The organism is Calditrichota bacterium (assembly GCA_013152715.1).
Taxonomy (GTDB): domain Bacteria; phylum Zhuqueibacterota; class Zhuqueibacteria; order Thermofontimicrobiales; family Thermofontimicrobiaceae; genus 4484-87.
In genome coordinates this window covers 1-24,538 of sequence record JAADFU010000094.1, presented here as the reverse complement: position 1 = coordinate 24,538, position 24,538 = coordinate 1, and the positions used below count along the sequence as shown (strand labels likewise).

Below are 24,538 nucleotides of genomic sequence, written 5' to 3'. Positions count from 1 at the left end.
TTATTGACTATAAAAATAATGATAAGCAAAAAGTTTTTTCAAAGTGATCGTTTTATCGCCTGCATCTTTCATAAATGGTGAAAATATCTCCACTACCATCCTTTTGAAATAGGTTCGGCTGGTAGAAACTTTATCCGGCTTCGTTAATGTTGCATAAAAAACGCTGATATAAATTGTGTAAGGTACGTTTCCCGACAATGTATCTGTAACAGAAAAACCGTTAAAATCATCGATGTCGTCAAAATAAGGATAATGCTCATTTCCGTCAGGGCCCAGACGAATCGGCTTGGTGAACGAACTGGGAATCGTCGCGGATTTGTTTTCATCGAAGCGCAGCGCTTCCGCTTCTTCAATGTACTTTTGCGCTAAAACTAATCCATTCAAGACGCTTTCGCTTGAATAAAGCGTGCTTTGATTCTCACGAATCGAGCTGTTTATTGTAAGCGTGAACATTGACAGCAGCAAAAGTCCGCCGATGACCAAAATCAGATCGCCTTTTCCCATTTTTCTTAACCCAATTTTAAATAACTAATTACAAATAAGATCGTTGCCGCGCAAAATCACTAACTGTGAGTTAATAATCTCAGTGACAATCATGTGATAAAAATTATTCGAACCATGAAATCAAATTCATTGTCAAAAGACTTTTTGTGTTGTTTCGCACATTTTCAACAGCTTCATAGCTGTACTGAATATCTGCAGTGCCGCGCAAACGAGCGGTCTTATCTTTACCGCCGAGTACCACACCGCCGATAATCCTGTTCGTACCCACCGAGTTGAAGATTTCCGGCGAGGGTCCGACGACGTAAACGATGCCATACCAGAAAAAATTGCCTGACAGCGTCAAAGTGCCATCGATTACCAAAATTCCGTGACCGACAACGCCGCCGGAAAATTTCAAATCACCCTGTCCGTAAACAATAACCGGCGTATTTTTGGATCCAAATGTCACCGAACTATAGGTTCCCGCTGGCAGACGGTAATCAGCGCTGGCAGTAATGGGATCGATAAAAACCGACGGATCATCTACTGCTTTGACGTGTACACTGGGCATTCCGCCAAATCCAACGACGTGATCTTCTTGTTTGTCATGGTAAAGTTTTTGTACGATGTTGACGCTATCCGTTGTTGAGTGAACGGCGACGCCAGGCAAATCGCTGGAATCAGACGACAAATTTCCGGTATAGTCGTGATTATTGCCATCGATTAGCGGCGCGCCGTTGAGATCAAGCACCGGATTCTGACCCGGGAAAGCGACAGCCGCCTCCAGCGGCGGTATTGTTAATTTCGACAATACTATTTTCGCCGAAGCTTCTTTTCTTTTTTTATTGTACCAAGCTTTTACCGCTACTGAAATTGTATCTCCGATTGTTGGATTAGCGGAAGCCGATGAAATGGCAACCGTGTCGATTCCGCCTTCCATATATTGATCTTCCTCGACAAAAGTACCGTGCAATGATTTATTCTGATTTAGCTTTTTCAGATAATTATTCAGCGCTGACCGGGCAATATTAGTCGCGGTCACCGAACTAAAATAATCGCTGGTGTTGGTCATCGACTGGACCGGATAACCGATCAAGGCCAATTTTATAAATGCCAATGAAACGGACAATCCAATCACTATGAACAGCGCGGCTTTTCCCATTTGCAAAATCTCTGCTGATTTATGGTTCTATAAATTTAAATTTTTGGGGAAATAGACTTTTCCCCAATAAGCGCTCCCGAAATGATTTTCAATTTGAAATTGAGTCTCTGCACGCAAACGGACCCGAATCGCTTTAATTTGATTCACATAATTCACATCCGCTAATTTGCCGTAGCTGATAGGATTCATATTTTCATCAAAGTAAGCGAGATTGAAATAAACAATTCCCAAAGCAACTTTTTCGGGATTTTGATTATTCATCTTGCGATACAGGTGGCGAATGTGTGGATTGGATTTCACAGCACTGACTTTCCGGTCAAAATAAAACGAAACCGAATCCATGAGCCCATTATTGTCATAATCGCAATAAAAAGTGATTTTATTTGAATCCAACGCTCCTAATTTAAATTTAGGAGCGGTTTTCATGTAGCCAATTTTGGCAAAATCATGGTCGATTAACTCGGCAATTCCAACGACCATTTCCTGGGCGATTTTGTCGCCTGACAACTGCCTGGAAACAGATTTCACGTTGCCATCGACGCCGACGACTATCATCATTAAAAGTGAAAAAATGACAATTGAAATCATTATGTTGAAAGCCGTTTGCATCGTTCTCCTGTTTTATTTGAAATACGAAACTACCGTCGCTAAAATCAGCGAATCCGGATTGTGCATGTATTTCGGATTTTTTACCGTCACTTCAATTCTTTTGAGATATGTTTTCGTACTAATAAAATTTCTCTGAGTCAACGGATTCGCGTAGCCAACTTTCACATTAATCACGTACCCCTCGATTCGCGGCGTATCGACCTTTTTGCTGAAATTGTTGTAATCATCTACGTCGTCAAAAGGCGGCTCTCCAGTTTCTTTGCTCAGATTGTCCACACCCGTCAATTGAGAAGGAGAGGCGACCCTTTTTGATCCGGTCGTATTTTCATCAAAAGACCGCGAAGTGATTTCTTCTATCAGCGCTTGCCCCAGACCGATTCCCGTAATATGTACTTCGTTCTCTGTAATCGCTTTGTTGGTGACAAAAATTGTGCTGTTAATTGATAAAATTAATATTCCTAAAATCACAAAAGCGCCGATCAATAGAAAATTCTGCATCATCACTGATCCCTCAGATGAAATTATTAAATGCGGTACACCTCGGCATGGATGGAAGAATCATGTTGTTCCCGTATTACACATGATTGAAGAATGAAAGTGTACCGCATTTTTTTCTCTAAAGTTTTAAATAGACATAAACCGTTCCGCTAATTTTCCCGTTTGGATTCGGCGCATCCAGACTAATGGTGACTTCCGCCATTTGCGGTTTGTCTTCGATCGGGTCCAGATTATTTAACAGTGAAGTAGTGAAATAAGTACTGCCAAATCCATAGCGATCTTTGTCCGGCATAAATTTTTCTACGGATAATTTTCCCGCTGAAGTGGAGGCAGACATTGACGAACCAGCCGATGGTGGATTGCCATGCTCGTCCCAGACGCGAATATGAATATTAGCGACTTCTCCGGGATTCAATGAATCTACCGGAGGATCCACGTAAACTTCAAAATGTGTAATTGCACCGCCAAATACTGCCTTGGTGGTCGTGAAAACCGTCGCATCATTTCCGTTTTGGTCTCTGCCCCAGGTGTAGGCGTAAATTACAGCAATGCCGTCATTTTCGCCCGTATCGCCGCAGCTATTTGTCACTTCGCCCATCTCAAAATCCGGCAAAATAATCGGTAAATTCATCCCTTCCTCGTTCGGATTTGGGATTTGATGCGGATTCAACCGCGGATCAGCGGGACAAGTTGTGGGAAACGGATTCCCCGAAAAAAGCGACACATGAGCAAATCCGTCGGCGGATGTTTTGGTGTCTGTGGTGATTACTCCGCCCGTGGAAGTGAAATAGACTGTCGTGTTTTGCTCGACCGGGTTATTGTATTTATCGCCCAACAGCGCAGTGACTTTGTATTCGCGGAGTGCATATTTGCCGTCCTGATTGAAATAATCCAGATAAAGCGTCATGTTCGGCAAAACGTGGTCGGGATCCGCCGGATCGATCCAGATGTAGGGCGGGCCGGAACGGATGACGATCACTGCCTGGCGCGATAAAGTTTGCGGCTGTTCGACGAGTTCCGCCCGAATTTCCACGGTTCCCGATTTTGTGCCAGAGCGAAATCCGATACTGGCCGATCCGTCCGAGCTGTAAATGGGGTCCGTCTCTCTCACAACGGCGCCGCCTTCGTTCACAAAGCCGCATTGTTCATCGGCAGGGAGATTTTCATCCGGAGAATTTTGCACGTAAAATTTTATCGGAACTTCATGGCCGATTGGCTGACCTTGTACGCCTAAAACCGTCGCTGTAATTAATGTCTGCTCCAGATTGCCCGTTTCTTTCACCCAAATGTAGTTCGGGTCAGCGCTCAAAATCATGCTCTGAGGCGAATTCAAATAAAATTGGACATTTGCTGTTTTGACAAAAAGACCGTACGTCGCCGTCACTGTGGCAGTGCCTGGCGATGATGCGGATCGAAGCTCGATGTTTGCCACGCCCTGTTCGTTGGTCGCAGCCGTCGTCCCAATGAATCCCCGGTCGCTTGTAAAAGTGATATTGATTCCGGAAACAGCTAATTGCGATTCCGTCTGTTTGAGATGGACGGAAATGGTCGAGATCGATACTCCGTCCGCAGGAATGGAATCCGGCGAAGCCGAAAGCGTCATTGTCAATCCGCGCAGCGAAATGACGTGGCTCACGGTTGCGGAGCCGACGGTAGCCGTGATTTCGTCTGAGACGCTGTTTTCGCCCACATCGGCGATATAAGTCACGCCCGCACTGCCATCCGAGCCGGTGACTGCTGTCTGTGGAATTGTGCCGTATTGAGCGCTGAAAAAAACCGTAGCATCGGATACCGGGTTTCCATTTTCATCGAGCACAGTGGCGGTGATGGTCGTCGAAGAAATACCATCGCGAAACAATTCATTTTCACCTTCTAATTTTAAACCGCTCTCTGTCGAGGAAGGGATGAAAACGACGTTCGCCGTATCTGCCGTATGGTGGAATTGAGCGATCACTTTCACGTTAGAGTCGGGCACAGTGCTGCTTCTCAAATCCGTTGACGCTTTTCCTTCGGCGTTGGTCAGCGCGCTAGAATTGGAAATAGTCCCGTTGGTGGTCGAGAATTCTATTTCCGCGTTGGCGATAGGAACGTTGTTCTGCGATATTAAAGCGGCGGTGAATGTCTGTTTGCTGCTGCCGTTAGCCAGCAATTTTGCTTCCGCAGGAGAAATCGTGAGTACTGGCAGTGAGAAACGAACCGTCGCTGTTTTTTGCAACTCTTGAAAAACAGCTTTAACAATCACATTTTCATTTTCGTTAAAATCGCTCTTCAGTGTTGCGCTGACAGAACCGGTGGCATCGGTTTTCCCTGAAGTCGGGGTAATTGTTCCCGCTGACGTCGAAAAACTTATTTCCGCTCCGACAACCGGCGTATTATCCGGCAATACAAGAGAGGCAGCGAAATCCATTTCGCTGCTGCCATCTGCCGGCAATTCCCCGCTTTCTGGCGTCAAACTCAGGATTGGCTTGATAAATCGCGCGCGAGCAGTATCAGCAAACTGATGCAAACTGGCGATAACCAATACATTCGTATCCACTTTGGCAACGCTGGTGAGCGTCGCCTGAGCGATTCCTTCGCTATTTGTAGCAATTACGCTCGGAGCAATGGTTCCGTCTGTCGCGGAAAAATGAATTTCCGCATCGACGATAGGCGTATTTTTCTTTGATTTCACAGCTACGGTGAACGTTGTCTTGCTGCTCCCGTCCGCAATTAAATAAGCAGTTTTGGGAGAAATCGAAATGTTGGGTTTTTCGTAATCAATGAAAAGCGTGTCGCGAAAAACATTTCCGTATTCCAGATAGATCGAATCGGTGCCTTCAACAGTAGCCGCGGTGAGATCCGTCTGGGCAAGTCCCTGGTTGTCCGTTTTGATCTTATTGACAATTGTGCCGTAAGTCGCCGCGACGGAAACTTCGGCGTCGGTTATCGCCTTTTTGCTCGTGGTCTCTTTAATCGTCACTTTCAATCTTGCCGTTGAAATTCCATCTGCCGGAATGGACGCTTCTTCCAATTCTCCGACAAAAGCGATGCCAATAAAATTAACCTGGATAGAGGCAGAATTCTCGCCCGTTACCGACGATTTTTTCAAATCAAATTTTCGTCCGGGCAGTGATTTCATGCCCTTGACAGAGAGCCTCAAGCCGAAATTAAATCCGGCGCCCTTGGGAAGAAGGTGCAGCGTATCCAGCACAGTCGCTGTCACTATCGCTTTCAGGTCTGCTTTGCTGGCGACGCTTTGCAGAACGGCATAAGCGTTTCCGTCATCATCAGTGTATTCCATTTCATTGATCGCACCAGCAGACGTTTCAAAATGAACGGGTAAACCCGACGTATGTTTGCCGCTGGAATCGAGTACCGTCGCTACGATGATTGCCGTGGACAAACCGTCCGCTAAAATCGCGGGCGCTGACGTCTCCAGGGCTTCAATGGAATCATTTTTAGACCCCACAATGTCATCGCTCTGTCCGCAAGAAAGAAAAAGCAGAATGCCGATGATGACAACGATTACAAAATTAATAATATAGCGCCACATTTTTCAATCCTCGGTTGCGTTTATTTTGATCACAAAAACATCTCCGGCACGAATAGTTGAATCAAATCTTCTTTTATTGATTTTGACAACAGAACGATTCTGTCGCGTGCCGATAATTTTGGCTTCTGCAATAATATTGACCTTTCGCGCAGAATTAGATTTTCTCACAATTGATCCGATCTTGCCGTCGACTTTAATTTCCGCCGGTTTTCTTTGCCAATAGATTAATGCCAACTGGTTCTTTATTTTGATTATTTTGCCAAAGCAATATTGAGTAATTGAACTGTGATTTTGCACTTTGGGAATTGAGTTTGCCAACGGCTTCACTGTCGGATTGGAAACCAAAGAGGCTTCCGGTCGACTTGTCACCCTAAAATTATGTACAGGCGAGTCTGAACTGGCTTGAATTTGAGAAAAATCATTTCTGACAAAGGCGTCGCTACGATAATTTTGCGCAAGCGTTTGGCTTAGATTCATCGCATTCGTTTTCGTCACTTTTTGACGGACGAGCACGTCTTTCAGCAGCGTCGCTTTGATGATTATGACCAACTCTTTCTCAGTTTCTTCGGTGCGATTGTATCCAAAAATGTACGGAAATCCCAAAAACCACCACGGCATGTCTTTTAAAATTGGCACTCCCTTGCGAACCTTATTTTTTTCAGTGGAATACAGCCCGGCAATCAAAGTTTCCTCGCCGTCATAAAGCTGCAAATAAGAATTCGCCTGGGATTTATTGATAATCGTGCTGACGACATCCGGATGCGCCGTGCTTCGCTCAACATGGATTTTCAGAAAAATGACCGGCTCAAGCGGTTTGCCATCCGGCGCGGTATTTTGAATGATGTACGGCGTTACTTTGAGAATAGTGCCTGTACTGTAAAAACGATCAATGATATTGCCGGCAAAATCTCGTTCTTTGATCGAAAAATCCTGTCCGACCTGAATAGTTCCTTCTTTTCCCTCAGTCACGACCACTTGCGGCTGAGCTAACACTTTACCAATTTTTTTTGAATCAAAAGCTTTCAGCAACACTTCCAAATCCACGCCAATCAGTTTTTTGGGAATTCTGGCGCCCACATTAAACACGTTGTCAGTAATATCCAGGGTCCCCAATTGGCTGGCGTCAACAAGTACTTTTCCCTGATAAAATGTGCTCCAATCCAAACCTATTTCTTTCAACGCCTTTCTATCGCCTTCAAAAAACACGGTCTCGATTTTTACTTCCCGGCTGTGGGGTTTCAAATCCATGCCGGCGCCGAGCTTCATGTCCTCTCCCCCACCCCCAGTGAGCATGGATTCGTACTCGTCAGCGCTGATAACCTGAATGTAGCGTGGTTTTTCCGCATACCACAAACCCCGTCGACTGAGAATTAAGCCCAATGCCTTTTTCCAGGGAATACTTCGAATATCAACTCCGATAGGCCCGGAATGGCCATCGGGGTCATAGATTGGTTTCTTGGCAAACTGGATCGCGTACTCACTGATCAAATCCAGCGCAGTTGAGATGTCAATTTCACTGTTCAGCGAAATCAACTCTTCTGGCGGAGTATATTCTCGTGGCAGCTCTTTCTGGGCGAATAGCGCCGACACAAGGCATAAACTCATTACCAGCCCGGTTGTTAGTATGATCCTTTTCATGGTTGTCATCTCTATTTTTGCATTGTCAAAACAAATGTCCTGGCTCCAGGTTGATTGTCGTATTGAAAAATCGCCTTTCCTGTTTTGGCGTCCAATGTTGTCAATGTGCCGCCATAAATTTTATCACCTTTGCGCAGCTTTATAATTTTTCCGTTAGCGTCTTTAATGAGCACTGAAAATGGCGTAATCGCCAGCACTTCACATGAGTTGCTCATCTTTGCCAAGTCCCTTGTATTTCTGGCTTTAGCTGTTTCCTGCGGCTGTAAAGTGCGACTTTTCATCCGTGGCGGCGCCGAATTATTATCCGCGAAACGAGGCGCGGGCTTATTTGCCGCGAAGCGACTTCGAGGCGCGATTTCCTCGAATATGTCTGCAATGCGCTCCGGCTCGCCATATTCATTATTGATCTCCGTTATGTTTGGCCCTTCCTTGCGATCGTAGCCAACGAGCTTTAAATTGAATGAAGCTTCCTTTTCCGGAGTAGGCAGCGCGTCGGCGACCGCAGTTTGGTCTGTCTTTTCCACCGTTAAAGAGCCCAAATTATAAAAAACCGGTCCGTTTTCTAAGAACCAGAAGAAATTGTAAATATCAGTAAATTTGCCTGTACCTTTCAAAATATAATTTCGTCTGATCATGTTTTTAAAAGGTTCTTCGTTCTCAAAATCCATGTCCAATTTTATGGTAGAGTTCGTTCGAATCAGTTCGCGGCGAATATAGTCAAAAGTTTCTCCAGGCAGTACAAAAGACGCCAAAGTACCTTTAAATCGTAAACTATTTTCTTTCAATTGCTTATAATAATTTACCAACGCCGTCAAATCATTCTGCAACGAGCGCAAATCCGCCAGCCGCTCAGATTTTTGTTTTTCTTCGGCTTTGAGTTTATTGAGCAATTTTTTCTGATGTCCGTAAATGTAGATGACACCGATAATTAACATGAGCACCCACACCGAGGACAGGATTAATGTATTTCGTACAATTTTATTCATAGCTTCAGTTTATTTTTCACTAATTCGCCTGATTCAACTTTGCCGCTTTCGGTTTTTTTAGCTTTTGATGGCTCAAATCGCATTCTATCGTCATCTCCAGCACTTCACCTCGATCTTCTGTTTCCTGATGAAGCACAGACAAAACTTTGCTTTCCGGAATGAACCTTTCTAACAAAGCAACTTGTTCTAATTTTGATAGATCTAAGCTCACAACCATTTTTTCATCACTGACGCTCTCCATTTTTTTAATTGAGAATTTCCCGACTTTTTGATACGCATCCGAAAAAGTCTTTATTAACGGCGTCCAACGAGTCGTGACAGCAGATAAAGAGTCGATCAGAGAAGTCCCTTTTTCCAGATTGCTGATTTGGAGCCGCAGGCTATCCACGTCATGCTCAACATTGCTCAGTTTTGAAAGATCAAAATTTATTTCGTCAAGCGAATTTTTCAATTTCGCAATATCGCCGTTCATCGCTGTGCTTTTTAAAAATAATAAAACGAGCGTCAAAAATACTAAGCCTACCATGGCGAATCCATGCCAGGCAATCACAAACTGTGACTGTTGTTCGCGTACTTTTTTAGGCACAAAATTATGTTTGTATCTTCTTGATTTTTTAGGTCGCAAAATCTTCGCCGCTAACGCGATTGCCACGCTGAAGGGAGACGTTTTGCCGGCAAGACTTTGGATGTGCGGCGCCAACAGCGATTCATTGACTTCAAATTTAACGATCTTGATATTAGGAAATTTCTGCTGAAAGAAATCTTCCGCTCCGATCGGATCCACCTCGCCAACCAATACGATCCGCTGCGGCAATTCGATTCCTTTAAAATCGAGTTCATAGAGCAACTTGGAAAAAGCAGTTTCGCAAATCTTGCTCGAACGAATGCCGATGTGGATTGTCGGCAAAATGTGATCAACAATCGAACCTCTCATAAAAAATATTTTAGTAAAATTCTGACTGAAAAAGACAACTGCGGTTCGATCCTGATCGGAAAAATGATATTCGCCGGAAATAAACTCTGACAAAGAAAATTCAATGGTATCAATGAGTTTGATCGGCTGAGATTGTCGATGAATCAAGCGCACCGCTTCTGAAAGCAGATTAGCAAAAACGAGCGGATCTTTGTGCACCACGCCCAGATAGCTCAAATCTGAGATGGGCGCGAATCCGATTTGCCCGAAAACAGATTCTTGCTCATCGCTCTTTGCCAATTCTTCGGCGATTAATTTTTTCAACTGTGATTTGGTCACTTTTTTATCGACATTGATGACCGTGTAGATGACGTTCGAGTCGTGCAAATTAAAAGCAATCGGACAGCCGTCCGGCGCCATTTTTGTCAACATTTCCACGATGACGTCGATATTGCCTCTCGTTTCTGTGACGTCGCTATTTTGCCCGATGCCGTCGATATCAAAGCCAAACGGGTCGTCCGAATCGGCTGCATGTTCACTTCCGCCCGAAGAAGCTGATGAGTTTTGACTTTCTTCTGACTGTTCAAGCGAGTCGTAAAGCCGGAAGGATTCCAGCGATTCGATGGAGAGGAATCCGTGTTCCTGCTTCACGAGCGCCGCATTAACATAAAGTCCGTCGAAATATATGCCTAAAGCTAATTTGTCCATCGTCCGCTCAACATTTTTATTCCGAAACCATTAATTCGTGAACTCGTTTTTTATTATTGGCAAAATTATAAACATTGTCTTTAGAAATAAGTCTGCTTTTGTACAGACGAACCAAATCCTGTTCCAGCGTTGTCATTCCCAGGTGACCTCGTTCGCTGATCATCTGGTAAATTTCATGGGTGTTGTTGTTGCGAATGGCGGCTTTTACCGATCCGTCCACGACCATTATTTCTTTTGCCAGCGCCAATTTGCCATCCAGACTGGGCACTAATTTTTGCGAGACAATGACGCGCAGCACATCTGCCAAACGATTTCGTACACGCTCCTGCTCTATTGGCGGACATTCGGCGATGATACGGTCTATTGTTTCCATGGCGGAACTGGTGTGCAAAGTGGAAAACACTTTGTGACCGGTGTCCGTGATTTCCAGACAGGTAATGATCGTTTCCGGATCGCGCATTTCGCCGACAACGATGATATCCGGGTCCTGACGCAATGCCTGAATAGCGCCGTCCTTGAAAGATAGCACATCTCTGCCCACTTCGCGATGGCGGACGATGCTCTTTTTCGACTGGTGAATTTGTTCAATCGGATCTCCGATAATCACAATGTGCCCGGGAAAACTACGGTTATTCGCGTCAATTATGCTGTCCATGGTTGTGCTTTTGCCGCTGCCGGTGATGCCGGTGATGAGCACCAAACCTTGTTTTTCATGCCCCAGAGACAGATGTTTTGCAACATTAGGCGCAAATTGGTAATTTGAAAACGGATAAATTTTATCTGCAATTGCCCGCATATTCAAGGCTAAATGTCCCATGTCAAAATAGACAGTAGCGCGCCAGCGGTACATAACGCCATCTTTTTCAACCAAATGCGAAAAATCTGTCGCTCGCCATTCCAGAAGACGCTCCCACTGTTTGTCGGTCAAAATTGCCTGACAAAATACATTCGTCTGATCGTGAGTGAATAGTCCCAATTCCGGATACGGTTTTTTTTCGCCAAAAACGCGAAACCAGATACGCCCCAGCGCTGTTGTCCCGCCGATTTCAATGTCAGAGGCTTCAATCTCGCGCATAAAAATCAAGTAATTATTAATTTGCGAAACGATGACGTTCAACTCGTCTGGCTTTAGTGATTTGACCCCTCTCCGAATCATTACCTGCCGCTCAATATCCGTGGCGTACTCGGGGACATTCTCCAAAACTTTGTCAAACATGTCATTTACATTGTCCATGTCACACAATCATTTGATTTTCATTTTCATTTAATTCAAAGATTTCTAAACCACTCAAAGCGTCGCGCGTTTTGATAGTTTTTGCCTGCAAGGCGCGCATTTTATTCAAAATGTTTTTTATGCGATCAATTGAATCATTGATGGTTTCCATCCGCTTTTTGTTGATGTGAGGTGTTTCTTTTACCAGCATTTCCGCGTTCAAGGAGGCGATGGTTAACGGATTGTTTATTTCGTGCTGCATGGTCAGCGCCGCCTGATACAACGTGTCGCGTCGCTCCATTTCCAGAATTTTTTCTTGGGATTGCAGTATCTGATTTGTTTTTTCAATTAATTGCTCGTTCAAGGCTCTGAGACTCCTGTTTTGCATTCTCAGCGTGTTCGCCAGAAAAGACGAAATGAAGTAAACAAGAAAAAACAGACACGCATAAGAGAGCAGAGTTCTCGCTTCAAATTGATTGTAATTAAATACATTGTAAGTCGCTTTTAAAGTGGCCATAATTGTCGATTGCGATAGTTTGGAAATTGCCATAAGTCCCACCATGCTGATGGCAGAAGCAAAAAATCCGGCGGTTCTCCCAATGGTGATACTGGAAGTGAGAATGGGAATCAGGTAGCCCCAAAGAAAAGGACTCTTGATGCCGCCGGTCATAAAAATTGCCAATGAAAAAATGACAATATCCAATAAATTATGAATGATAGGAAAAACGGCGTTATAATGAAAATGGTCAATCCAGAGACTATAAACGGTGTTGAGAAGCGTAATTGCCAGCAAAGTTAATATAAAAGCGGGAATAGGAAATGTAAAACCGCTGGTACTGATTTGAATTATGCCCACCGAAAGAAAGCCAATGGTAGATAGCCAGCGTACAAAATTCCACCATTTCAATGTTTGGCGGAACGACAATTGCTCATAATCGTGGACATTGATTGGCAGCTTTGTCAATTTTTTTGATAACAAACTTAATTTCTGCATAGCGCCGATCCCTGTTAAAATAAGCGTACTGTGAGCCACTCTTGCAATACATTTAACGAATAATTGCTTGCTTATCTTTACTTCTATATGTGAATGCGTTTACTAAATCCACTAATTCTCTTCGCTTGAAAGGCTTAGTAATGAAATTGTCTGCGCCGGCGCGAATCACTTTTTCTGTAATATCATGGCCGCTGAATCCGGAATAGGCAATGATGTGAGCTCTGGGAATATTGATCCGTGCTTGTTTGATGATGTCCAAACCGTTCATTTTTCCCGGTAGAACAAGATCAACCAATAACACTTCGTATTTATTGTTTTTAATCTTAAACAAAGCGTCTTCCGCGTCGGCAGACGTGGCGACCTCATGTCCCTCGAGTTCGAAAATTTGCGACGAAATATCCCGCATTTCTATTTCGTCATCAATGATTAGAATTCTTGCCATTTTCGTCTCCATAATTAAATTGCATTGGCAATAGACTCATTTGTCGCTCTGGCTTTCAACTAATTCGCGGCAAACATCACCTGCGCTAATTGTTGTTGTTTAAATGGTTTAGCCAGAAAATAGTTTGCGCCGGCATTCACAACCCGGTCAGCAATATCAAGATCACAAAAGCCGGAATAAGCGATGATTCTGGTTTTCGGCGAATCTCGCTTGATGTGACGAATAACATCGATACCATTCATGGACCCTGGCATTACCAAATCAACCAGAGCAAAGTGATATTTTTTATGTCGCGATTTTTGAATTGCATCAATTGCATCGTAAGCGATATCCACTTCGTAACCATCGCTCATAAAGTACTGTGCTAACACTTCGCACATATCTTTTTCATCATCAACAATTAAAATTTTGCCCATTACACATCCTCCTCACATCCTAAAGCGCGAACTTAATTGCTCGTTAGGCAAATTGTATGTTAAAATTGTCGTTTACCGTTTTCGTCTCTTCGCTTTTTCCAGTGATAATATTCAGCAAATCATTCGGATGGAACGGTTTTCTCAAAAAATGGTCAGCTCCAGCGTAAGTAACTTTTTCTAAAATGTCTTCATCGCTAAAGCCAGAGTAGGCGACTATTTTTGCCAAGGGACACCTTTTCCGAATTTCTCTAATGACATCAATACCATTCTGCGGCCCGGGAAGAACCAGATCCACGACAACAAGGTCATAAGACGTCTGTCGCGCTTTACTGGCCGCCTCAAAGGCGTCAGATGCCGTATCCACCTCAAACCCTCCTTTTTCCAAAATATGTCCTGTATAACGTTGCATCACAGGATCATCATCTACCAATAATACTTTGCCCATGTCACTCCTCCACGATTAGTTTTATTCCGATGTCACGGCTGCTACTTCCTCAAGGCTGGTTTTTCCAAGCAATACTTGACGAATTGCCGAATGTCTTAATGTTAGCATACCATGTTTTGCCGATGCTTCTCTCACAGCATCCTCGTCCAGCTCATTTGACGCGTTTAAAATAATTTTTCTGATTTCCGGCGTAAAGGGAAGCGCTTCATAGATTCCCATTCGTCCTTTATAGCCCTTATTGCATTTGTCACAACCGACGGGTTTGTAAATCGTTGTTTGCTCCAATTCTTCAGCCTTCACTCCTAAACGCAATGCATTTTCTTTTTCAATATCGTCGATAGGCTGCCGGCAATGAGGACAAAGTTTTCGAATAAGCCGCTGTGCAACAACCAAATTTATGGCGTAGGCGATGAGAAAGGGTTCGATGCCCATTTTGTACAATCTGGAAACGACGCTCGCTGAATCATTGGTATGCAATGTGCTAAAAGTCAAATGTCCGGTGTTTGCTAATTTGATCGCAATTTCAGCGGTCTTTGCGTCACGAATCTCGCCAACCATCACGATGTCCGGATCATGACGCAAAATGGAGCGGATGGCCTGGTCAAAATTCATTTTGTGACTGATTTTCAATTGCCGCGCGCCGCGGATATTGTATTCCACCGGATCTTCGACAGTCAGCACGTTCACTTCCGAATTCATTACATGATTGAGCGCCGCGACAAGGGTCGTACTTTTGCCGCTTCCTGTAGGACCTGTCAATATGACCATTCCTTGCGGTTTTTTGATCGCTTTAAGAAATTCTCGTTTTGCGATTTCATCGAAACCCAGGGCATCCAGATCTTTTATCACTTTGCGATCATCGAGCACGCGGATAACTACGCTTTCATATTTACGACTGTATTGCGACGTCACAATGGGCAAAATAGAAACGCGGAATCTAATCAAATAGTGATCAATGTACCGCTGAATGAATCCATCTTGCGCTGATTCCCACTCAAAGCGATCGACATTTTTCGTGCGATCCTTGGCCACCGCCAAAAAAGCCTCGGGCTTAATATTATCTTTTTTATGCCACAGTTTCAACCGGCCATCTACGCGAAAATAAATTTCCGTGACGTTGTTCTCTTTCGGGAAAATGTGAATATCACTCGCGCCCTGATGAACAGCTTCGATGAGACTGGCTTCGAATAAATTCACCAGCACGCTTTGATTTACCGCAGAAGCAAGTTCGTCCTCATCAATTTCTTCTTCCTGCTCTTCCTCTTCAAACGAAAGTTCATCGCTCGTTTCATTGAGCAGCTTCAAAAATTCATTTTCTTTGGCGACAACGCGTGACACAAGATTGTCCAAATCCTCCAGCCTGGTATAAGCCAATTCATACTGTTTGATTCCGGCGTCGTTGATAATCTTTTCAATTTTCCGATCCGCCGGATCCGGAGTCAGAAAGATGATAATATCTTTGCTCTTTTCGCTGAATCCGAAAGGAATAATTTTATTTTCAATGAACTCATCCCTGCTCTCAGACCCGAACTCGCTGAGAAAATTGTTGATGAATTCGACCCAACCATCGGAAATAGTCACTCGCGAAAGATCAATTTCTCTGAATGCATAAATTTTGCAGAAGGCCTGAAAAACTTTATGTCGGTCATAGCTCAGGTCCTCAATCAAAATATCTCTCACACTGCGGCGATTCGTGTTATTTTTTAAAATTTCAATAACCTTCGCCACGTCTTTTTCCTGCAAAACCCCCTCGCGCCTGAACATTTCCAACATGGGGTTAGTTGTCGTCATTACTTCCGCCATTATTGCATCCCCGGCAATTTTGGTTGAACGACTGCCGTTTCAGAAGAGACAATGGTCAAAGCAGTCATAACAATCATGATGATAAATGCAATTACCACCTGGATCATTTCAACAATATTTTTCATCCTGTAACTGGTTTCTCGTTCATAATAGTTTGCCACCTGTAATGCGGTTTTTTTCAAAGTTCCTGATTCAGCGCCCGTGTTTAGCCGTGTCAGAGCATTCTCTGTGAATACCTCTGCCCGCCGCAATCCTTCGATGAAGCTTTTACCTTCCTGTATCATTAAAGGAATCGTAATCTCTTTGATTTGCTTTTCCATATATTTGTTTCGACAGGCTTCCGCCGCCGTGCGGATGACCTCGATATTTTCCCCCGATCCGCTATACATGGAATGAAATACGCGACAAAATATTTCAATGGACATTTTATGAATTAACGAACCGATGAGGGGCATTTTTATGATGTATTTTCCGAAGATGATCTGTCCCCTTTTCGTTGTAAAAAAGCGAAACGCCACAACGATCGGGACAAACATTGCCAGCAACAACCAGATGATATTATTTTGCAAAAAATGGCTCATTTGCAAACTGGCAGATGTCAAAGGCGGCAATTCCGCGCCGACTTTCTCGAATAGCTCTGCTGTTTTCGGAAAAATGTAACCAATGTAAAAAACGACTGCCAGAAATAGCACGAATACCGTGATTGATGGCATGAGCAAAGCGCTTTTCAGATTTTTTTTAAATTCAAAATTTCGCTCTAAAAATTTGGCAGTATTATCGTAAACTTCAGCCATGTTGCCGCTTTTGGAGGCAACGCCAAGCATTCGGGCGGCGAATTTTCCCAGCATATTCTCCTGACGACGAAAGACTTCCTCGCCGTCCTTGCCTTCTTTCAAATCCGTGTGAATTTCTCTGATCACGCGGCGCATGGCGGAATTGTTGATATCTTTTTCCAACAAAGATAATATCTCATCGAATTGAAGCTTTTCGCGCAACAGGTCAGCAGAAAGGCGAATGAAAGTGATAATATCCGACTGCGGCGGCTTGAATTTAAAATCGATAATTCTTTTCTGGACGCGAACGTCGTAAAAGCCCATCTTGCGCAAGGCTAATTCCACTTCTTCACGAGAATACGCCTGCTGGTTGCCCTTGATCTTTGAACCGTCGCGTTTTTTAATGACGTAATCAAACGTCGCTTTCGGCTGAATGTTGACCACGGAAAAATGGTGTTGCAACGCGAGCAAATGAATTTTTCCTTTCGCATCCTTGCTGTTCTTGGCTTTGATATAGCCAGTGACGCGTTGCCTGTTCTGGTTCACGCCTATGTAACGATATTCAGCCATTTCTATCGCATCTCCCTCGAGTTTGATCCATGAGAGTGAGTTAGTTTCAAGCCCATGGCTGATAATTTGGGGATTCCAAACTCCATCAATAAAAAAGGAAACACCTGTTTCGGCTGGTGTCTATCTCTGGCTGCGCGACTCTTCTTGTCAATCGTGATGTCCATAACAGATGTTTCCAATTTAAATTATTGAAACCGTACTTTGAAGTAAATCTGATGATGAGGAAAAGAGAGGACCCGTTTCAGAGTCCTCTCCGAAAAAACAGTTAACGATCTACAATTGAAGTTGCGATTGAGTCCGAGAATACCGTAACATCAACTGTACAATTGGTACCGTTTCCATCACCATCTTGATTTCCAACGCCTTCGAGAACGACTTTTGTCGCCGTACCAGCGGTTTTAATCGAATAAGAGCCGTTATCGTTGCTTGCTTTCGGAGTCAGGTCCTTGATAGTCACTCCGGAAAAACTATTACCGCCGCCGCCCATACCTGCTGGCTTCACATAATATTGCTGGGCGCGGGCCGCCAGATTCAACAGATCGCTTGTGACCGCTTCCAAGTTCGCGGAAGCTGCCGAAGCGCTGAACATGTTGATTCCGACAACTACGGCAATACCAACGATGATGACGCTTAAGACGATGAGCAGAAGTTGTTGCTGTCCCATAGTTACATCTCCTTACTTTTGGTTAAAAACAAATACCGGTTGTTTAAAAAGGTTAAATGTGAATTAGTTTTTGTTTCAGTCCCACATGAATTGTTCAGTTTAGCGTCGGCGAATATCGATATAAACTGAGTCAGGAAAAACGATGGCGCGAACCCTGCTTTTTTTTCCGTCGCCATCTCCATCCAGTTTTCCGTCTCCCCGAATAATCACTCTGTTTTTTCTTGCTCTTCGCACGCGATAGGTCCCATTCTCATTCGAAGACTTCGGTGTCAAATCCTGGATGGTTATGTTTTTAAAGCTACCGCCACCTCCTCCCAAAGAAATTGGCTTCAAGTAATACTGCTGAGCTGTTGCCGCTAATTTTAGCAAATCGTTGATTAAATAATCAACGTTTGCACTCGCCGCATTGGAGTTGAATATTTTGATACCGACAACTAATGCTATGCCGACAAGAATTACGGCGAGAACAATTAACAATAGTTGTTGTTGTCCCATGGTGCGTCTCCTTCAATTTCAATCCAAAATCATTCATTTGTACTCTCTCATTATTCACAGCGCAGTAAGCTGCAATTAAAAATGAAATAAAACATAAAAAACTTTTGCACAAAAAACGAAGACTTTACTTTCAATACTATAGCTGATATTTTGGTAATTCATTACTCCTTGCAATAGATAGACAATCCGCTAATTACGCATTTCTTCATATTGAAATGACAAAGGACCGTTGCCTAAAAGCGAAAGCAATTGTACCATGCCAAACGGCTTTGCCAATTTTGACAAAGGATATGACAGCTGATATTTTTTGTCATACTCATTGAAATCATAGGCGGACATAAGAATGATTTTGACATTGGGATATAATTGCCGGATGATATTTGCGAGCACATAGCCATTGGTATCAGGCATGCGGACGTCCGCCAGAACCACGTCAAATGATTTTTCTTTGAGCTTCAATAATGCGCCTTCAGCATTACTGGCTACATCAACCTGATAGCCCACCCGTCCCAGTCCGATACTAATCGAAGTACGGACATTCTTCTGATCATCCACAACCAAAATTTTTTTCATGATGTACCCAGTGTTGTTTACCCAGTGTTAGCGTTTACCATAGTTGTAATTTTTTGTTGTGTCACGCTCTTATTTACAAAATTAGTGCCATTGAACTTTCCCCTAATATTTTCTAATGCAGCCTTCTTTTATTTTAATAAAAATAAGCAGATAGGGAAATTAAGGAAAAGATTGTCAATTATTAGCGGCAATTAGATGAGAAAGTTTTCTTTCATTATGAAATTTAGGTTTTTTTCATTATGCAAGATAAAACCGATTCGCGTCTTGGAAAACGGTGAGTGCTGTGGATTTTCGTAGCGCAATTTGGCGCAGCTCGAGTGGGGCATGAAAGGGAAAAAGAAAAGGCGGGTGAATGTCCAGCCCGCCTAGGTAAATTCAAGTCAAGTTTGCTGAGAAAAAGACGTCATGTTTCAGATTCTCCCTGGCCTAAATTGATATTGTACTTTTTTAATTTGCGCCAGAGTGTGGTTGTGGAAATGTCCAACTTCTGAGCCGTAAGTTTTTGATTGTTGTTGTATTTCTCCAGAGTATCTAATATGAGCCATTTCTCCATCTCGTCCAGCGTCATGTCTTTTTGTTCGGAACGCGTTTCCTTGATTTTTTTTATTCGTTTCGGAAACGAATAGGCTAAATCGTCTGAATTAATGATGTTTTTCCGCGTCAAGGCAATGCTTCGTTCAATCACATTTTCCAGCTCGCGGACATTCCCTGGCCAATCATAATCAATGAAAAACGACAAAGCCGAGGGAGAAATTCCGTTGACTTCTTTGCGGTTCTTTTTGGCATAAACATTAATGAAATGATCAATTAATAAGGGAATATCTTCTTTTCTTTGTCTGAGCGGCGGCAAATGGATGGGGATCACATTGAGTCGATAGTACAAATCTTCGCGAAAGGTTTTATTTTTGACTTCTTCTTCCAGATTCTTGTTCGTCGCGGCAATCAAGCGCACATCGACGCGAATCGTTCTGTTCTCGCCGATGCGTCGCAGCTCTCCGTCCTGCAAAAATCGGAGAAGTCTAACTTGAGTTTGCGGGGCAAGATCACCAATTTCATCGAGAAAAATAGTGCCCAGATCAGCCTCTTCGAAGAGACCTTTCTTGTCGCGAATGGCTCCGGTAAACGACCCTTTGACATGCCCGAAAAGCTCGCTATCCAGCAAGTTTTCTGGCAGAGACGCGCAATTGATGGTCAACATGGGCTTATCTCGGCGGTGACTGCTCAAATGAATCGCCTGTGCGACGAGCTCCTTACCCGTGCCCGTTTCGCCGGTCAGAAGCACTGTACTGTCAGTTTTTGCGACCTGATAGGCTAATTTCAGGACATTATTAATGGCATCGGAATTACCGATAATATTATCAAACTTATATTTTTCGCGCAGAGCTTCTCTCAGCAGTTGAACTTCTTTGACCACTTCGTGCTTTTCCAACGCTCGCTTTACCAATAGCAGAAACTCTTCTTGACTATAATCCTTTTGAATATAATCATAAGCGCCAAGTTTCATCGCTTCAACGCCACTTTCGATAGTGCCGTACGCCGTAATTACAATCACCTCGGATGTCGGGTGCATTTTTTTTGCCTGCCTGAGTAGTTCCAGACCGTCAACTTTTTTCATGCGCATATCAGTAATGATGAGGTCAAAATATTTTTCTCGCAATCGTTTGATCGCAGACTCTCCATTCGACGCTTGTTCAACCCGATAACCGCCTTTGCGTGACAAAAGAGTGGCTAATGCCTTGCGGGTATTTTCCGCATCATCCACTAATAACAAATCCGACATGATAATCCCTCGCTAAATTCTGTGTAAATTTTGACCAAGAATGCTCAATTTATATTAATCCGGGCGTCTGTTCGCTGATAATTTCCTGGAAAATGATTGGAATATAAATTGTGACTCGAGTTCCTGCGTCAGGTTTGCTTTCAATTTGAATTTTTCCTCGGTGTTTTTCAATAATGCGCTGGCTGATGGATAGCCCCATCCCGGAATGATTTTCCTTATTTGAAAAAAATGGTTTGAAAACATTTTCCAAATCATCGGCATCTATTCCTTCTCCGCTATCGGAAAAACAGACTGCCAGCACTTCATCGTTGAACTCATTTTTGGCAATTCTTGTTGTAATTTCCAACAGTCCCCCTTCTGGCATCGCTTCAATGGCATTATCCATCACATTAAAGAAAACTGTCTTGATTTGAGAGGCGTCAAAGTACATCGGCGGCGGCGTCTCTAATAGTTTGGCGCTAATGGAAATATCTGCCGATACATTCTGACGTGCGAACGCGACTGTTTCTTCGATGAGTTCGTTAATATCTGCAAGCGAAATATCCGGATCGCTCAATCGTGCGAAGTACGAAAACTCCTTAATAATTTGATCGAGACGCTTATTTTCTTCCAGAATAATTTTCATTAATTCCTGATCCTCGCCGGTGACAAGCAGACTGTCGCGCAAGATTTCAATTGAAGTGTTGATCGCGCTCAGCGGATTACGAATTTCATGAGCGATACCAGAAGCAATTTTCCCCAGCTCTTTTTGAAATATCTCCTGCTGCGTATTGAACTCGGCGCGCTTGACCGGAATAGTATCGACAAAAGAGCAGATGATTTGTTTGCGTCCCGATAAAAAATTCATGGTCAGCAGAGCGGGGCGTTGCTGCCTTTTCATTGATACAAATGTGCAAGCTACGCTGTACGGCAGTGTCGTGTCCTGAAATTTTGTGCGAAGCAGCGACTGAATAGTCTCTCTTTCATCATGAATAACAAAATCAGAGAGGGAAAGTTTGTTGATAATTTGTTCCTGTTTAATTTCAGAAAAATTCTCAAATTGACGATTGACCTGACAGATCACGCCCTCTTCATCGATGATCAGAAGAGCGATTCCGGCATTCTCAAAATAATCTTGGTAGTTATTCACGGATTTTTCCATTCGATCTAAATTCTAATATCTTCTTAATTTATTAAATTTTAAGTAAATTAAGAACTTTTTCCATGATAATCAAGCGATTTTTTCCCACGAAACTTTTTTTTCAAATATAGTTGATATTTTTCCCTAAATATGAAGTGAGAAATGTTTTATTACTTACAACGACGAAATTAAAAGTGTGCGCAATTCATTAAAATCCACTGGCTTTTGAATGAATGGAAAATCTTCAACCGCTGAGTTGCGTGTGCAAATTTCCGAAAAATCAAAACTTGACATCAAAATAACTTTTATTTCCGGGTGCAATTCATGCACAATATTTGCCAACGTAATACCATTTGTTTCGGGCATTTTGATATCTGTAATGAGAAAATCAAATTTATTGCACGACAACTCATAAAGCGCATCTTGAGCGGTCTTTACGCTCTCCACGCGAAATCCACCGCGACGGAGAGCAATGAGCATGGAATTCCGCGCTCCATATTGATCGTCAACAATTAGAATTTTTCTCATTTTTTTTAGCGTATTTAAATCGGATAGCAGCTCTTTTCACGTGCAACAACGGGAATTTTGTGAATTAATATGCAAAATAAATGCCAGATTGTCGCTTATTTTAATAAATTTTAATTTTTCAGATAACCTATTTAAAAATAAAAAGTTCTGTGTTTTTTGTCAGTTTCAAAATGAAAACAATTCCTCAGTAAGATTTCAATTTGAAAAATTGAGTTTCAAAATGAAACGATTTCTAACTATCGCTGCTAAAAACGCCCTCAATAGAAAAGGACAACGAAATGGGCGTAACGCCGGGAATCTGCTTTGTATTTTGCAAGGCGGGAAATTTGTTTTAGAAATATAGCGACTCAATTTTTAAAAGCCTTGACATTATCAAATTAATTCGTTATTTTTTCGTCTAAAAAAATTCAGTACATTCTTATTTCAGAGCGCTTACTAAATGAAAGATCAGCCTCATTATATTGTCGTTATCAACGACGACCAGGCAATGCGGCTTTCTTGCTACAAAATTTTGAGAAAAGAAGGCTACAAAATCGCGACGTTTGACGATGGGATTGTCGGGCTGGAACATATCTCTCAGCGAAAGCCTGACCTGTTAATAATCGATTTGAAGATGCCGCAGCTTGGCGGAATAGAGATCATTTCGCGCGTTCATGCTATTGATTCGGATATTTGCATCGTCGTCATCACCGGCTACACTACACTCGGCGCTGCGGCGGAGGCGATAAAGAACGGCGCTTACGATTTTCTACCGCAACCTTTTACAGCCGATGAGCTGCGCATAATCGTGCGTCGCGCGCTTGAACGACGAATGCTCGAGAAAAAAGCTATCGTGTTAAAACAGGAAAATGAGCGGTTACAGCGTCGATTTACAACATTCGTTTCCCATCAACTACAATCCCCTCTTGCTGACATGAAGCGATATCTTGAAGCGCTGGAATATCTGCCAGACACGCCGAAACGGCAGCAGGTTCAGAAGGAATGGATCGATTTCACTCTGACGCGCATCACTGAATTGCTGGAATTAGTTAGCAATTGGCTGAAAATTTCAAAGATTTAATCAGCACCACTCAGTGCGGGCGATGACGAAGTGGCTCTCGCCAAAATAGTCGAAAATCTGAAAGCAACTTTTCAAACAGAAAACGAACGAACTACCCTCGAATTATCGGCAATTAAAATATTACTCGCAGAGAAAATAACCGCTTGCTTCAGTGAACAATTTTTAGTATATTTAATCAAAAAAATTATGACTTTTGCTACGTCATCTCTCTGCGTTTTACCCAGAGAATAACGGAAAATGGTCTAATTATGAAACAAAAACAAACCGTGCTCATCGTCGAAGATGAATTCATCACTGCTCTCGCCGTGGAAGATTATTTGAAACGACTGGGTTTCAAAGATTTTGTGCACGTTTCCAATGGCGAGCAGGGAGTAAAATTGTGTCCATCAGCGGATCCGGACGTGGTCATTCTCGACATTCGGCTCGCCGGTGAAATGGACGGATTTGACACAGCGAAAAAAATCCGCGAGTTATGCGACGATGTTCCCATCATTTTTTTGACAGCGATCACGACAGAGGAAACCGAGCAGAAAATTAACGATGAATTTGAAAACGCATATTATCTGCCAAAACCGATTGAGATGCCAGATCTGGAAAAAATGTTGAAGGTTATATTTGAAGCGGAAAATTGACTTCATTTATCGAAAAAAACCGAAAAGCCCTTTCCGAATTGATAGCGGAAAGGGCTTTTTTATTTGGAAAATAGCAGTCCCGAAAATATGGTTTAATTTATTTTTGCAAGCGCAATGTTTTTTACTTTTTGTATTTTTTGCTTGACAAATTTGAATTTTTTAGCTATTTTATTTTAATATCAGCTTTCAACAAATGACAACAACAACTCTTGTAAGTGATCTCAATAACGGCAGAGAAAAAAATTTGGGAATTGCCATTTGAAGCAGGCAAAGCATTGAGAATAGAAAACAGGATTATCGATAAAACTGGCAAAACGAAGAAAAGATCAAAGCTAAAGCCGCCTTAAATTTTTCTAATATTGGAAAAAAATGGCTATATTTAGAAAAACTTTTCTAATATTAGAAAAATGATTCCCAAATTAGGAAACCTATAAACTAATATGTTAGCCCGTTACGAATACTACGAATACAAAAAGTAAAAAACATTGCGTTTGCAAAAAT

22 protein-coding genes and 1 pseudogene are annotated in these 24,538 nt (G+C 42.8%); 2 read left to right on the top strand and 21 right to left on the bottom strand.

Features of this window, described 5'->3' with window-relative positions:
* From GXO74_07295 to GXO74_07195, 21 genes and pseudogenes are all read right to left on the bottom strand, one after another.
* Positions 1-504, bottom strand: coding sequence for a hypothetical protein (locus tag GXO74_07295; GenBank protein ID NOZ61471.1), 504 nt, complete (start codon positions 502-504; stop codon positions 1-3).
* Between the two features lie 103 nt (positions 505-607).
* Positions 608-1,645, bottom strand: coding sequence for a hypothetical protein (locus tag GXO74_07290; GenBank protein ID NOZ61470.1), 1,038 nt, complete (start codon positions 1,643-1,645; stop codon positions 608-610).
* A gap of 27 nt (positions 1,646-1,672) precedes the next feature.
* Positions 1,673-2,254 carry a hypothetical protein gene (locus GXO74_07285; protein ID NOZ61469.1) on the bottom strand — a complete coding sequence of 194 codons (582 nt, stop codon included), beginning with the start codon at positions 2,252-2,254 and terminating at the stop codon, positions 1,673-1,675.
* Between the two features lie 12 nt (positions 2,255-2,266).
* Positions 2,267-2,755, bottom strand: coding sequence for a hypothetical protein (locus tag GXO74_07280; protein NOZ61468.1), 489 nt, complete (start codon positions 2,753-2,755; stop codon positions 2,267-2,269).
* A gap of 115 nt (positions 2,756-2,870) precedes the next feature.
* On the bottom strand, positions 2,871-6,284 hold the full coding sequence (locus GXO74_07275) for a hypothetical protein (protein ID NOZ61467.1): 3,414 nt from the start codon (positions 6,282-6,284) through the stop codon (positions 2,871-2,873).
* Between the two features lie 3 nt (positions 6,285-6,287).
* Positions 6,288-7,922: a type II and III secretion system protein gene (locus GXO74_07270; GenBank protein ID NOZ61466.1), complete on the bottom strand. Its 1,635-nt coding sequence runs from the start codon at positions 7,920-7,922 to the stop codon at positions 6,288-6,290.
* Between the two features lie 11 nt (positions 7,923-7,933).
* Positions 7,934-8,908: a hypothetical protein gene (locus GXO74_07265; protein ID NOZ61465.1), complete on the bottom strand. Its 975-nt coding sequence runs from the start codon at positions 8,906-8,908 to the stop codon at positions 7,934-7,936.
* A gap of 19 nt (positions 8,909-8,927) precedes the next feature.
* Positions 8,928-10,529: a hypothetical protein gene (locus GXO74_07260; protein NOZ61464.1), complete on the bottom strand. Its 1,602-nt coding sequence runs from the start codon at positions 10,527-10,529 to the stop codon at positions 8,928-8,930.
* A gap of 16 nt (positions 10,530-10,545) precedes the next feature.
* Entirely contained in the window at positions 10,546-11,763 is a 1,218-nt protein-coding gene (gene cpaF / locus GXO74_07255; GenBank protein ID NOZ61463.1) for a Flp pilus assembly complex ATPase component, read from the bottom strand.
* A gap of 1 nt (position 11,764) precedes the next feature.
* The gene (locus GXO74_07250) at positions 11,765-12,736 is read right to left on the bottom strand and encodes a hypothetical protein (protein ID NOZ61462.1); all 972 of its coding nucleotides are present in this window, start codon (positions 12,734-12,736) and stop codon (positions 11,765-11,767) included.
* A gap of 52 nt (positions 12,737-12,788) precedes the next feature.
* Positions 12,789-13,178: a response regulator gene (locus tag GXO74_07245; GenBank protein ID NOZ61461.1), complete on the bottom strand. Its 390-nt coding sequence runs from the start codon at positions 13,176-13,178 to the stop codon at positions 12,789-12,791.
* 59 nt (positions 13,179-13,237) lie between these two features.
* Entirely contained in the window at positions 13,238-13,594 is a 357-nt protein-coding gene (locus GXO74_07240; protein ID NOZ61460.1) for a response regulator, read from the bottom strand.
* A gap of 43 nt (positions 13,595-13,637) precedes the next feature.
* Positions 13,638-14,039 (bottom strand): response regulator, encoded by a 402-nt coding sequence (locus GXO74_07235; GenBank protein NOZ61459.1) that lies wholly within the window; start codon positions 14,037-14,039, stop codon positions 13,638-13,640.
* Positions 14,040-14,060: 21 nt separating this feature from the next.
* Complete coding sequence (locus GXO74_07230) at positions 14,061-15,842, bottom strand: type II/IV secretion system protein (GenBank protein NOZ61458.1); 1,782 nt, start codon at positions 15,840-15,842, stop codon at positions 14,061-14,063.
* Positions 15,842-17,185, bottom strand: coding sequence for a type II secretion system F family protein (locus GXO74_07225; protein ID NOZ61457.1), 1,344 nt, complete (start codon positions 17,183-17,185; stop codon positions 15,842-15,844). Before GXO74_07225 ends, GXO74_07230 begins: the two co-directional genes overlap by 1 nt.
* A 448-nt stretch (positions 17,186-17,633) precedes the next feature.
* A pseudogene (locus GXO74_07220) lies at positions 17,634-17,849 on the bottom strand (hypothetical protein).
* 99 nt (positions 17,850-17,948) lie between these two features.
* The gene (locus tag GXO74_07215; GenBank protein NOZ61456.1) at positions 17,949-18,344 is read right to left on the bottom strand and encodes a hypothetical protein; all 396 of its coding nucleotides are present in this window, start codon (positions 18,342-18,344) and stop codon (positions 17,949-17,951) included.
* Positions 18,345-18,533: 189 nt separating this feature from the next.
* Entirely contained in the window at positions 18,534-18,917 is a 384-nt protein-coding gene (locus GXO74_07210) for a response regulator (GenBank protein NOZ61455.1), read from the bottom strand.
* A 403-nt stretch (positions 18,918-19,320) separates the two neighbouring features.
* Entirely contained in the window at positions 19,321-20,697 is a 1,377-nt protein-coding gene (locus GXO74_07205; GenBank protein NOZ61454.1) for a sigma-54-dependent Fis family transcriptional regulator, read from the bottom strand.
* Positions 20,698-20,746: 49 nt separating this feature from the next.
* Entirely contained in the window at positions 20,747-21,826 is a 1,080-nt protein-coding gene (locus GXO74_07200) for a PAS domain-containing protein (protein NOZ61453.1), read from the bottom strand.
* 165 nt (positions 21,827-21,991) lie between these two features.
* Positions 21,992-22,345 (bottom strand): response regulator, encoded by a 354-nt coding sequence (locus GXO74_07195; GenBank protein NOZ61452.1) that lies wholly within the window; start codon positions 22,343-22,345, stop codon positions 21,992-21,994.
* Positions 22,346-22,784: 439 nt separating this feature from the next.
* Here GXO74_07195 and GXO74_07190 point away from each other — a divergent pair, with 439 nt between their 5' ends.
* A complete protein-coding gene (locus GXO74_07190) occupies positions 22,785-23,405 on the top strand; it encodes a response regulator (GenBank protein ID NOZ61451.1) in 621 nt (206 codons plus the stop codon).
* A gap of 248 nt (positions 23,406-23,653) precedes the next feature.
* Positions 23,654-24,037: a response regulator gene (locus GXO74_07185; GenBank protein ID NOZ61450.1), complete on the top strand. Its 384-nt coding sequence runs from the start codon at positions 23,654-23,656 to the stop codon at positions 24,035-24,037.
* Positions 24,038-24,538: the final 501 nt, after the last annotated feature.